11 protein-coding genes and 1 riboswitch are annotated in these 13,014 nt (G+C 28.7%); all 11 genes read right to left on the reverse strand.

Annotated features, from left to right (window positions below; translation table 11 throughout):
• Positions 1-92 precede the first annotated feature (92 nt).
• The 11 genes from Q3287_RS12385 to spoVG all read right to left on the reverse strand — a co-directional run bounded on the left by Q3287_RS12385 (position 93) and on the right by spoVG (position 12,950).
• The gene (locus Q3287_RS12385) at positions 93-1,631 is read right to left on the reverse strand and encodes a hypothetical protein (RefSeq protein ID WP_407964139.1); all 1,539 of its coding nucleotides are present in this window, start codon (positions 1,629-1,631) and stop codon (positions 93-95) included.
• 20 nt (positions 1,632-1,651) lie between these two features.
• The gene (locus Q3287_RS12390) at positions 1,652-2,179 is read right to left on the reverse strand and encodes a prepilin-type N-terminal cleavage/methylation domain-containing protein (RefSeq protein ID WP_231301267.1); all 528 of its coding nucleotides are present in this window, start codon (positions 2,177-2,179) and stop codon (positions 1,652-1,654) included.
• A gap of 36 nt (positions 2,180-2,215) precedes the next feature.
• Positions 2,216-2,785, reverse strand: a complete 570-nt coding sequence (locus tag Q3287_RS12395; protein WP_407964140.1) for a type II secretion system protein J — start codon at positions 2,783-2,785, stop codon at positions 2,216-2,218.
• A 23-nt stretch (positions 2,786-2,808) separates the two neighbouring features.
• On the reverse strand, positions 2,809-3,717 hold the full coding sequence (pilO, locus tag Q3287_RS12400) for a type 4a pilus biogenesis protein PilO (RefSeq protein ID WP_407964141.1): 909 nt from the start codon (positions 3,715-3,717) through the stop codon (positions 2,809-2,811).
• Positions 3,710-5,422, reverse strand: coding sequence for a PilN domain-containing protein (locus tag Q3287_RS12405; RefSeq protein WP_407964142.1), 1,713 nt, complete (start codon positions 5,420-5,422; stop codon positions 3,710-3,712). Before Q3287_RS12405 ends, pilO begins: the two co-directional genes overlap by 8 nt.
• A gap of 14 nt (positions 5,423-5,436) precedes the next feature.
• A complete protein-coding gene (locus tag Q3287_RS12410; RefSeq protein WP_054271947.1) occupies positions 5,437-6,645 on the reverse strand; it encodes a type II secretion system F family protein in 1,209 nt (402 codons plus the stop codon).
• 11 nt (positions 6,646-6,656) lie between these two features.
• Positions 6,657-8,333 (reverse strand): GspE/PulE family protein, encoded by a 1,677-nt coding sequence (locus Q3287_RS12415; RefSeq protein ID WP_054271948.1) that lies wholly within the window; start codon positions 8,331-8,333, stop codon positions 6,657-6,659.
• Positions 8,334-8,473: 140 nt separating this feature from the next.
• Complete coding sequence (locus tag Q3287_RS12420; protein ID WP_407964143.1) at positions 8,474-8,959, reverse strand: type II secretion system protein; 486 nt, start codon at positions 8,957-8,959, stop codon at positions 8,474-8,476.
• 159 nt (positions 8,960-9,118) lie between these two features.
• Positions 9,119-9,204: riboswitch (cyclic di-GMP riboswitch) on the reverse strand.
• A gap of 832 nt (positions 9,205-10,036) precedes the next feature.
• The gene (locus Q3287_RS12425) at positions 10,037-10,987 is read right to left on the reverse strand and encodes a ribose-phosphate pyrophosphokinase (RefSeq protein ID WP_054271950.1); all 951 of its coding nucleotides are present in this window, start codon (positions 10,985-10,987) and stop codon (positions 10,037-10,039) included.
• 93 nt (positions 10,988-11,080) lie between these two features.
• A complete protein-coding gene (gene glmU, locus Q3287_RS12430) occupies positions 11,081-12,460 on the reverse strand; it encodes a bifunctional UDP-N-acetylglucosamine diphosphorylase/glucosamine-1-phosphate N-acetyltransferase GlmU (protein ID WP_407964144.1) in 1,380 nt (459 codons plus the stop codon).
• 211 nt (positions 12,461-12,671) lie between these two features.
• The gene (gene spoVG / locus Q3287_RS12435) at positions 12,672-12,950 is read right to left on the reverse strand and encodes a septation regulator SpoVG (RefSeq protein WP_003421453.1); all 279 of its coding nucleotides are present in this window, start codon (positions 12,948-12,950) and stop codon (positions 12,672-12,674) included.
• Positions 12,951-13,014: the final 64 nt, after the last annotated feature.

Genomic DNA, 13,014 nt, shown 5'->3' on the forward strand with positions numbered 1-13,014 from the left:
CCATATCTTTTATTAGTTTACTTATTTTTTGGTAATAAATATACAAAGTTAATTTATTACTTATTCGTTTATACTAAGTTGTATTTTTGTGTTTAGTTTACTTTTTTGTATGAACTTATGTCATGGCTAATTGAAATTTTGTCTTTTATATCATAATTATCTAATATATTTGAATCTACATTTATATTAAATTTAACTTTAGCCTCAACTTCATATTTTGAATTTGAGTTTTCTTCAACACCTAATCCGAGAATTTTTTCTTGTCCTTCTTTAATTTCTACCTCTTTTATTCCGTCTTCATCCCCAGTTACTATTAAACTCAATTCTGACCCTGAGCCATTTTCTTTTAATTCTGGCCAACCTTCTTTTGTCATATCATAGTTAGCTTTGTAAAAAGGTATTTTTATAGTAGTGTCTTCTGTTTTATCAACTTCTTGAGGTTTTAATTCTTTCAGTCTGCACTTTATTTCTGCTAAAAGATCATTTTGTATATAATTGAAGTTTGTTATCAAAGCCATATTGTCATATCTAACTGGTATCTTCTCATAAGACATACTTTTTAACTGATTGCATTGTTCTGATATCTCATATAATAAATCTTTATATTCTAGAAAAGCTTCTGCCGTATTTTTATTACCATTAGATATATTATCACTTAACTGTTCAAATTTTCTTACATTATTTCTCAAATGAACTCTTAAGGAATTAAATCCTTCAGTTTGATTTGGTAAATCTTTCAATAATACTTCTAATTTCTCCCATGTATCCTTCCAATTATATGTCTTACTATTCATTATAGAACTTTGTATTAAGTCATAATATTGTTGAGAATTTGGAATTCCATCAGATACCTCTACTTTTGGGTCATCAATATGAAATGTATGTCTATACTCAATCATATTTTGCATTGCCAAGGAAATATTATCTAGTGCCTTATAAGTGTATGAAAATGTAGGATTTAATTGTTCTTTTTCAACTTTACCTTCATCTAAGAACATTTTTAAAACAATATCATTATTTATTAACTTTGTTTCAGTAATCGTAGTTGAATTTATATCTCCATCCAAAACACTTTCACTTATTTTATTTATATCTCCAGAAGTATAATTCTTCAAGATTGCTAATATAGAATCTCTATGTGATAGAATATTTATATTTACTTCTTCAAAATCTCTATCATCAAGTATATTTAAATCCTGTAATTTTTTTAACTCTATACTAGCTTTTTCTAAATCTGAAGAAGCCTTACTTAAATAAGACTTTATATTATTCATATAACCTAATCTTTCTTTTGGAAGATTTTCATCATCTTGATTATTAATATCTGTATCTGATATATTCCTTAATGTTGACCTAGATATAGATTTTTCTTTATTTTCATTTTTAAACTCATTATCTATTTTTTCAAGCTCATCATATAATTTTGTATATGTTTTATCAATACTATTTTCCACACATGTTTCTGCCAAATACTTTGCTTGTATACCCTCATTAGTAGTCTTTGTAGATTTTATTCTATTAGCTATCTGATTTGAAAATGTCAATCCCACAATAGAAAGCAATGCCACCACTACCAAAACTAAAACTAAAGCTGCCCCTCTTTCACTTTTAGATTTATTCCACTTCCTCAAAATCTCACCCCCAAGTAAAATTATTTATCTTTAAATATTTCAGTTACAATTTTAACTTCTTTTTTACTTGAATAGTCATTCATACTTTTCCCAATTGCAGTTATTTTATATATTTGACCATTTTTATCTTCTACAGTAATCTTTATCTTATTTGCAATACTTTCTTTGTCAATTAAATCTCCATTTTTATCTTTTATAGTTGTAATCTTTTCGTATGGAGTATCATATAGACTCACATCATCCTTACTAAGTACTTTATCATACACTACTTTTTTTGACTTATCTATTAGTTTTTCATACACAACATTCCCATCTTCTTGTTTATCTAAACTATCAAAATCAAATTCTCCACTCTTTATTTTTCCCCTCAGATTTTCTATTTCACTTTGAACATAGTTTAAGGAACTTATATCTGTGTCATTTTTAGTGTTAGCTTTGTTATTAGTATTGATAATGTTAAAAAATGCAAATAGTATAATTCCCATAATAGCCAGGGCTACCAGTACTTCAATTAAGGAAAATCCTTTTTCATTACTCTTTTTACCCATATTTTATCAACCTACTTATTTTTAAATAAATTCTTATTACCCAATTCTAGACATAACATCAAATGTATAAGTCTTATTGTTTAAATCACTGTCTTTCTGACTTTCTTGTGTTGATTCATTATAGTATATACTTACAGTATAAATAGATTTATCAGTTTGCTTCTCTATTTTAAATGGTGTTTCCTTCATTTCTTTATTATTTTGAACTAGTGGTTGATTAGAGATTATTTCTTCTCTAACTGCATTATCAGCATCAGAAGTATTTTCTTGAATTCTCGTTACAGAATATACTCCTGTATTATTTTTGGTTTCTATAGAAACTTCATACCTTACAATATTATCTGGTGTCTCTATATTATATTCATAATTATCACCTGAGCTAGCTTTGGTTACCTCTTTACAGTTTTCTAAATCCCTATTTAGATACTTATTAATCAAATTAACATTTACTTGAGCATCTGTAATGATTTGTTGTTTCTTTACTGCTAATGTTATACCATTAAACACTTTATAAGAAATACTTAAAACTATAGTCAATATAAATACAGCTATGATTATTTCTAATAAGGTAAGACCTTTTTCATTATTTTTGTACAAGTTTATCACCTATCTTTAAAGCCCATTTAGCTTTATTTTGCACTAGACTTAAATGGATTATATTTTCCTGGTCTCCATGAAGATGGATTATCTGTATCAAGTATCATAGTAGTATTATCCTTAGTGTACATTATAAATTTGAATGTAGCATCCACTACACCTTCTGCTTCTGGAGCTACAACTTCTTTTCGTATTTCTTTCTCTGTAGCTGCTCTAAGTACACAAGTATTACATAGATAACTAGTAGACCTATCTAAAAGCTTATCATTTTTTAGAATTTCTCCTTCTTTTATCAATGGACAATCATTATATAAGTGCCATCTATCTTCGCCTTCTACCCAATATATTTTTGTATCTTTATTTATGTTCACATTTTTAATTAAATCCTTACTAGTTGTCGTTTCTTTTTCTTCTTTTTCTGGCTCTATATATGAAGTCATTGTATAATCTAATATCTGAGTAACATTTTTTTGTTCTTCTAAGTAAGCCATTAATTTCTTGACGTTTCTATAATCACCTCTGACACTTATTGTTGTTGATATACCATAAAAATGTTCATATTCTCTAACGTTTCCAACATCGTAACTAGTTAAGTCTATATTGTATGCTTTCATTTTTTTGTCTAGACCTATTAAAAAAAGACCATCTTGCATATCATATAAAAGGTTTTTACTTTTTTCTTTAAGTTCACTTTCAATTTCCTTAAGTTGTTTTTCATATTTTGGCATAAGAGCTGTTTTCTCTTTATACGTATTTAATTTTTCTGTAGATTGTTTTACAGAATTTTTTGTAGCAACATATTTTTGGTATTGAGGATAAAGCCCAAAGTAGCCATATGATAAAATAGCTAATAAAATTATGACTTTTATAAGAATTCCTTTTAGAGTAACCTCCACTTTGAATATATCTTTTATATCTTTTTTAAATATATCTTTATTCATTAGTTAATACACCTTCTTTCAGGTATAATGTCATGTTAAATGTATAATTAGAATCTTCTTCATTATTTTTTATGCTATGTAATTTAACATCCTCAAAATAATACAATCCCTTTAGTTTATATAAAAATTGACCTACATAAGAAGAATCTTTAGCATTTCCTTCTATGTTTATGATATTTGGTATCTTGTCATATAATGGTGTCTTATCATCCTTCTCTGTATCTGTATCATTAGTTTCACTATCCCCAGTTAATGCTTCTGATATATTTGTAGTCTTCTCTTCACTTAAATCACTACTAGTTTTATTTCCATCACTATTGCTTTTTGTGTTTGATTTTGTTTCATTATTACTTGATTTATTTGTAGTAGCTTTATCATTATTTGAGTTTTCAGTTTTATTAGTAGTTCCAAAATTTTGATAAGTAGTTGATAAACTTGTTAGCTCAACTCTACTTGGAGTATTTTTATCTATATCATCCAATAAATTTTCCCACTTCACCTTTTTCCCAATTAACATATCATATACTTTTATTTCTTCAGTTTTGCTTTGTATCATCTTTTCTATATTTCCAATCTGATAATATGCAGATTCAATACTTCTTATTTCATCATTAACATTTTCAAGCTCTTTATTAGCTAAGCTATTTGAAAAAATCAAACATAGATATGGAATAGCGAGAACTAAAATAACTATTGGTGCTATTTTTAGTATGTTTTTCACTTGCTTGGCTTTCATCTGTTTTTTGAGTATATCCATTGGTAAAAAATTTATATTTTCAAAATCCTTTTTACCTTTAGGTTCTATCATACTTCCTAGAAGCTCTACAATTGAATTTATATCATCTTCGTCTATATCTCCAGTTATCATATCAGATATATCCATTATTTCAGTAAGACCTTGAGAAACATAATTTGAAAATGCAGAACTAAAAGCCTCGTAAATCAATTTATTTGAATATCTTTTTCCTAATATTAATATGGTATCTGTAACCTTACCAAAGTTTCTTGACGAATAGTAATTCATAAGGCCTTTTGATTCTTCTACTACATTTAATAATTGCATTTCCATATCTTTTGCAGTTATTCTTATCGGTATATTATCACTAATAAATAAAGTATCTTTCTTATATATATTTATAATTGTACTATTGTCACTTATGTTAGTTACCATTATATCGTTGTAATCCAAATTTTTAAGAATTCTTAAATAAGCTGTTGATAATGTATCTATTCTATCCAATATTAAATCGAACTCATGCATTATCTCTACAATTGCATTTATTTCTTCCTTTTTTATAGCTCCAATGATAAGATTTAGACTTGACTCCTCACCAGTTGAACTATCTGATGTTTCACTAGATACTTCATATGAAAACACATATTCATCTGATTCCAAAGCCATCATCTCATCCATTTCTAGCTTCATAAATCCATCTAAATCCTTTTTATCCATCTTAGGGAGTTTTTGGGGTTTTAGAATTACATCTCTTGTATTTAAACAAAAAACTACATGTCTTGATTTTAACTTAATATTTTCTAATGCGTATCTCAATAGAGCATACTTTTCCTTAGAAAAATCTTGTGCAATATCCTCTATTGAAAACGCATTAAAATTTTTTATATAAAACTTATCTTTATCATGTTTATATCTGCCCTCAACTATGGAAATAGAATCGCCATAATATGATACATAAACCTTGTTCATTTGTCCTTTCCCTCCTACATAGCATCATATATACTAAGCATTGGCATAAATATTGATACAACCAGTACCGCAACTATAATACCAACTGCAATTATTAAAACAGGTTCTATCATTGATGCCATCCTATTTAAATAAATTTCGGATTCATACTCATAGAATTCGGCCATCTGTCTGCTTATATTCTCTAACTCCCCTGTCTGCTCTCCTATAGCTATCATCTGCACTAATACAGAATCAAAATAGGTATATCTCTCTAAGTTTTCTGCTAAGCCCTCACCTCTTGTTATTCCATCTTTAGCTGATGACAAAATCTTTTCTGCCATGGTATTATTTACACTATCTATAATATAATCAAGTCCCTGAACTAATGGGTACCCTGTTGATACAAATAGATACAATGCTCTTGAAAAACGTGTAGCTACCATACAGTTTATTCCTTTTCCTAAAATAGGTATCTTATTTATGACTCTATCTTTATGCGCTCTACCAATTGGTGTTTTTAAATATTTCTTAAATTGGTAAATGGACAGTATAATAGCTAGAAGTACTATTATCCAAAACTTCTTCATAAACATACCAAACCCCATAACAATTCTTGTTATAAGGGGAAGGGTTGCACCTACTGTTGTAATTGAATTAACCATCTTAGGCACCATAAATGCTGTAAATATAAAAATCATTATAAATGAAGAAATTAAAACTATTAGTGGATATGTCGCTGCATTTCTAAGCTTTTGCTTAATTCTATGTTCACTTGAGTAAAATGAAGCCATACTTTTTAATACTTCATCTAATTTACCTGTGGCCTCACCTGTAGCTACCATAGCTCCAAGTAATTTTGGAAACTTTGATTTTGATGAAAGCATTGAATCTGCAATAGTAGAACCTATTTTTATTTCTGCCACTATACGATTAATTTCTTCTCTCAAGGTAACATTAGTTGACCTTCTGGCTAATGTTTCTAGTCCTGAGATACTATTTATACCTGAAGATACTATAATAGCAAACTGTCTACAAAAGTGGCTTATCTGGTCAGCTCCTAAGTCTTTTTTTCTCTTTCTACTAAAGACACTTATATTTTTACTTTTACTTTCTTTAATTTCGAGAACTCTAAGATTTCTTTTTCTAAGTAGATTTCTAGCTTCATTAAAATCATTAGCTTCAATCACATCAGTTTGCTTTTTTCCATCCTCTTTTATCACTGTATACTTAAAACTTTTCATAATATCATCCTTTAATCAGTCATCAAAATTATTCTAATCATTTCTTCTACTGTTGTCTTTCCATTTAAAACCTTTTTAACTATATCCTCTTTTAGACTAATCATACCTTGTTGTCTAGCTACCTTTAAAATTTCTCTTTGATTGGCAGATGAATCTATTAACTCTTTTATTTCTGGTGTTATTTCAAGCATTTCAAATATACCTAGACGCCCCTTATATCCTGTATTATTGCATCTTTCACATCCTTCTCCTTTATAAATAGTTACTGATTCATTTATATCAATACCAAGAGCCTTTTTTTCTCCGATATCTGCTTCATATGAAACCCTACAATGCTCACAAATTTTTCTTGTAAGTCTTTGAGATATTACCCCTAAAACAGATGAAGTTATCAAAAAACTTTCTACATCCATATCTAAAAGACGAGAAATTGCTCCAACTGCTGTATTTGCATGTAATGTGCTTAAAACTAAATGTCCTGTAAGAGAAGCTCTTATTGCTATTTCCGCAGTTTCAGTATCCCTTATCTCCCCAACCATTATTATATCTGGGTCTTGACGCATAAAAGCTCTAAGTCCACTGGCAAAGGTAAGACCTGCTTTTTCATTTATTTGAGATTGATTTACGCCAGGTAATTCATACTCTATAGGGTCTTCTATAGTTAGGAGGTTCCTATTTTCTGTATTTAATTGATTTAACATTGAATATAATGTAGTTGTCTTTCCACTTCCAGTAGGACCAACTACCAATATAAGCCCATAAGGAGTGTTTATCAACTCGTCATATATCTTAGAGCCATGTTCATCTATTCCTAGTACTTCTTTACTAACCATAAAATTACTCTTATCAAGAACCCTCATGGCTATTTTTTCATCCCTATTAGTTGGCATTGTAGAAACCCTAAAATCTATAGGTTTGTTATCTACTTTTAAATATATTCTGCCATCTTGTGGGATTCTCTTTTCAGATATATTTATATCTGACATTATTTTGATACGACTTACTACTGCTTTGTATGGTGCTGAGTTCATTCTCATATATTCCCTTAGCATACCATCTATTCTAAATCTAACACGCATGTAATTTTCGCTTTGTTCTATATGTATATCACTTGCTTCCATTCTCACAGCATTTTCTAGTATGTTATTTACTAATCTTACTATTGGAGCTGCGTTTACATCTTCTTCAAGTATTACTGTTTCTCTTACTCCACCAGTTCTATTCTTGTTGTACTCAGTCATTGCCTTATTTATTTCTGAATGAGCATAAGCATGACCTATTGCTTTATTTATATCTTCTGCACTCGATATAAATATTTCTACATCTTTCCCTGACATACGTCTTACATCTTGAACTGCTTCTCTATCTTGTGGGTCTGACATAGCTAGACATATCTTGTCTCCATCGATTTTGAATGGAAATATCGCATATCTTTTGCATATATTTTCTGGAACCATTTTTGTAGCTAATGTGTCTATTTCTGTTCCTTCTAAAAATACACTTTCTATATCCAAAAGTTCTTTTAATACACTTATTAATAAGTTACTATCTATAAGACCTTCTTGTACTAGAAATTCTCCTAGTCTTTTTCCACTGTTTTTTTGCTCTGATAATGCCCATTTAAGCTGGTCTTCTGTTATGTATCCTTTTTCAACCAGTTTGTCTCCTATTCTAACTTTTTTAGCCACAGATTTCACTCCTTTACTATCTCAATTATATCATCATTTGTGATTGGATATTAAAGAAAATAGTATAAAAAGACAGGAAGATTTTTCTTCCTGTCTTTTAAATTCTATTAATTTGAAACTAATACATGTTTTTTATTTAATTACAAATTAGTATTTTCTATAAGAGTTAAATATAGTGTTTTATCTTTAATGCTATTTTTATCACTCTCTTTTAAAGCTGTTGAAAGATCTGCATTTATATATATCTTATCTAACCCTATATCACTTATCAATTTATCTATTTGTGCTTTTGTTAATGTAGCTCCATTTATTTGAAGTGCTAATTTAGCTCCAACAACCTTAAGCTCATATGATGTTCCTACATCTGGATTAGTTGGTATGCTTTCCATATAGTCCTTAAGCTCATTCAAATCACTTGCTTGTTCAGGCAATTTATTCTTATCTGAATAAAAAGATAATGCTGCACTCTTAACTGAACTATAATCAGACTCAACACTTGCTACCTTAGCCTTATTTATATTACTAAATAAAGCTGGAACTGCTACTACTGCTAATATACCTATAATTGCAATTACTACCAATAATTCCACCAAAGTGAAACCTTTTTTATTCTTTCTTAACTTCATTTTTATTCCCCCTCAATTTTTTTAATTAATACTTACTTATAATATACCTGGTTAAAATCTAAGTAAAGTTATTTACACGTACTAACCAGATTTATTTCTAGCATATAACCATCTTAAAACAAAAAATGCTATGAAAATAAAAGTATCCATAAATAAATACAATTCCATAGCCGGTTGCACCACTAACTCCATATGTCCCAAGGTGCCCACATCACAGAACATATATCAACGTTTCTATTTCTATTAAATTCAGGGTAATGCATAATTATATATACATATCCACTTATATTATATAATAGTTACCAAATTTTATCAACTAAGTTTATATTATTTATATATACCAATTTTTTACATATTGAAACACAACTTCTAGAGATATTTATACTATACAAAAAAAGAAACATCTCCCTACAATTATCATATATCGTAAGGAGATATTTATAAATTATCATTTAGTTTTATCATCGTCATTTCCATCCTTTGCTAATATTTATTTGAAAGCTAGAAGCTATTACAATATAGTATTTTATTAAAATCATCTATTATAAACATTCTATCTCTTTTAATTATGATTCAGCCACAATCACTATATAAACGAAATTCTTCATTTACAGATATGCTTATTGTGCAAAATTACTTTCTTTACAGTAACTTTATATAATCCAGAACCCTCTCACAAACATTAAAGATATAGAATAGATACTATTTTCAATTCTTATAAATAAACTTTCAATAGATTTTTTTATTCCTTATAGATTGTGACTGAATCATTTAATTATTAAGGGTTCATCTTCTGACCTTCCCATTGGAAACACCTCTTTCTTTATTTATATTTACATAATACTACATAATCTGAAATTTTTCAATACTTTTTCTAAATATTTTTTATATTCATAATATTCATAATTTTATTTACTTCTTATACTTATTTTTACTTAAATTCACCAAAGTTTCAAACTATAATCCTTTTCTAAAATTACATATACACATCTAAAATATTCCTATAAATTAAAATAACAAAAAAGAGTTGTCCAAAAGTTTTATATCCTTTTAAACAACTCTTATAAATCTAATAAATTAGAATAATTTACTTACTGATTCGTTAGAGAATATCATTCTTATAGCATCACCAAATAAAGGAGCTACAGTTTTTATCTTTATCTTATCAATTCTTTTCTCTTCAGGAAGTTGTATAGTATCAAGAACTATTAACTCACTTATCTCTGAATTAGAAATTCTTTCAATAGCTGGTCCTGATAATACACCATGAGTACAACAAGCATAAACATCTTTTGCACCAAATTCTTTAAGTGCATTTGCTGCATTAACTATTGTTCCTGCTGTATCTATCATGTCATCTAATAGTATAACATTTTTACCTTTAACGTCACCTATTAAGTTCATAACTTCACATACATTAGCTTTTGGTCTTCTCTTATCTATTATAGCTATTGGTACTTCTCCATTTAAAGTATTAGCAAATTTTCTTGATCTAGTAACACTTCCTAAGTCAGGAGATACTACTACTAAATCTTCTATTTTCTTTTCATTGAAGTAATCTGCTAATATTGTTCCTCCTAATAAGTGGTCTAGTGGTATATCAAAGTATCCTTGTATTTGAGCTGCATGTAAATCCATTGTTAATACTCTGTCTGCTCCAGCAGCAGTTATTAAGTTTGCAACTAATTTAGCAGTGATTGGATCTCTTGCCTTAGCTTTTCTGTCTTGTCTTGCATATCCATAGTAAGGAATAACTGCTGTTATTCTTCCTGCTGATGCTCTCTTTAATGCATCAATTAAGATTAATAACTCCATTAAGTTATCATTTACTGGACTGTTAGTAGATTGTACTACAAACACATCACAACCTCTTACTGTCTCATTCATGTTTACACATATTTCACCATCACTGAATGTACCTACTTCACAGTCTAGCACTGATACACCTATATAGTCAGCTATCTTCTGCGCTAACTCTTTCGATGAATTACCTGCAATAATTTTAATCTCGCTTCCGCTAGTATTCATTTATGTAACCCTCCTGAAAATTTTAAAATCCTAGTGAATATAATTTATAATAATTTCGAGCTAAATTTATTAGCCAAAATAATAAACTAATGATTACTTACCTTCTGCATCTTTTTGATTCTTCTTTTCTACCCAGCCTTCTTTAATAACTTGTCTTTCTCTAGCTATTGCCAAGGCTCCATCTGGAACATCGTGTGTTATTGTTGAACCAGTTGCTATATATCCTTTTTCTTCTACAACTACTGGTGCAACTAGGTTAGAATTTGAACCTATAAATGCATTATCTTTTACTATTGATTTAAATTTGTTTTTACCATCATAGTTTACAAAGACTACTCCACATCCAATGTTTACATTTTTACCAACATGTGCGTCTCCTATGTAAGAAAGATGAGATGCCTTTGAACCATCTTCTATAACAGCATTTTTTACTTCAACAAAATCGCCTATTTTTACATTGTTTCCTAAGTTACTCTTTGGTCTTAGATATGCATATGGACCAATAGTAGTATTTTCTCCAACTTTACTATCAATTATAGTTGAATTTTTTACTTCTGTACCATCACCTATTTCTGAATTTGTTATAGATGAATTTGTCCCAATTATACAATCTGAACCTATCTTTGTTTTCCCTTGTAACATAACTCCTGGATATATTATAGTATCATTACCTATATCAACATCAGATTCTATATAGGTAGAGTTAGTGTTTATTATAGTCACTCCATTTACCATATGAGATTCATTTATTCTTCTTCTCATAATCTCTTCTGCTTTTGATAATTCTACTCTTGAATTAACACCCATAAGCTCTTCAATAGTTGAACCTGCAAATGCACCAACTTTAAGACCTTTATCTCTCATTATTTTAGCAGTATCAGTTAAATAATATTCGCCTTGTGCATTGTTATTATTTAACAAATCTAACGCTTCTCTAAGACTCTTACCATTAAAACAATAAATTCCAGAGTTTATCTCACTTATCATTTTTTCTTCTGAATTTGCATCTTTTTGTTCCACTATTCTGAGAAGGTCACCCTTCTTATCTCTTATTATTCTACCATAACCTGTTGGGTTTCCAACTCTTGTTGTAAGAACTGTGGCATGATATTTATTTTCTATATGATATTCAAATAATTTTTTTAATGTCTCTTCCTTTATAAGTGGAGTATCTCCACAAAGTACAACTATTATATCTTCATCATTAATATATTCTTTAGCCATCTTTACAGCATGTCCTGTTCCAAGCTGTTCTGTTTGCATAGCTATTATAGTTTCTTCTGCTAGTTTTTCTTTTACTACCTCAGCTTCATGTCCCAAAATCACAACAGTATCTTTTACACCAGATTTTTTTGAAACATCTATAATATGGTTGACCATTTCTTTTCCACATACTTTATGAATAACTTTTGGGTATTTAGACTTCATTCTTGTTCCTTTGCCTGCGGCAAGGATTATAGCTTTAAAGTTCATTGATACACTCCATTCAATCAATTTAATTTTATTCGTATTATTCTCTCAATCAATATACATTATAATACATTTATTTGACAATTTGTATACAACATATACATTATCACTAATAATATAGCACTTTTTTACTAAAAAGTACATATTTTAATACAAATTCTCCATTTAAAAAGAGCCTAAATGTTCGGGCTCTCTCCATTTTATATATTTATTATTATTCAGCAGCTACTTCCCATTGAACTAATGCTTCATGATACGCTTGTAAAACTGCATCTTCTAAAACTTGTCTCATTTCTGCATTTATTGGATGAGCTATATCTCTGAAATTTCCTTCGCCTACTTTTCTGCTAGGCATTGCTATAAATAGGCCATTATGGCCTTCTATAACTTTTATATCATGTACTACAAACAAATTATCGAAAGTTATTGAAACTATACATTTCATCTTACCTTCTTCTGTTAATTTTCTTACTCTTACGTCAGTTATCTTCATACCAAAATATCCCCCTTTGATTTTGACAGAAATTAATTTATATTAAAATTATTATCGCTGGAAT

Origin of the sequence: Clostridioides sp. GD02404, assembly GCF_045898275.1 — a bacterium.
GTDB lineage: Bacteria > Bacillota > Clostridia > Peptostreptococcales > Peptostreptococcaceae > Clostridioides > Clostridioides difficile_A.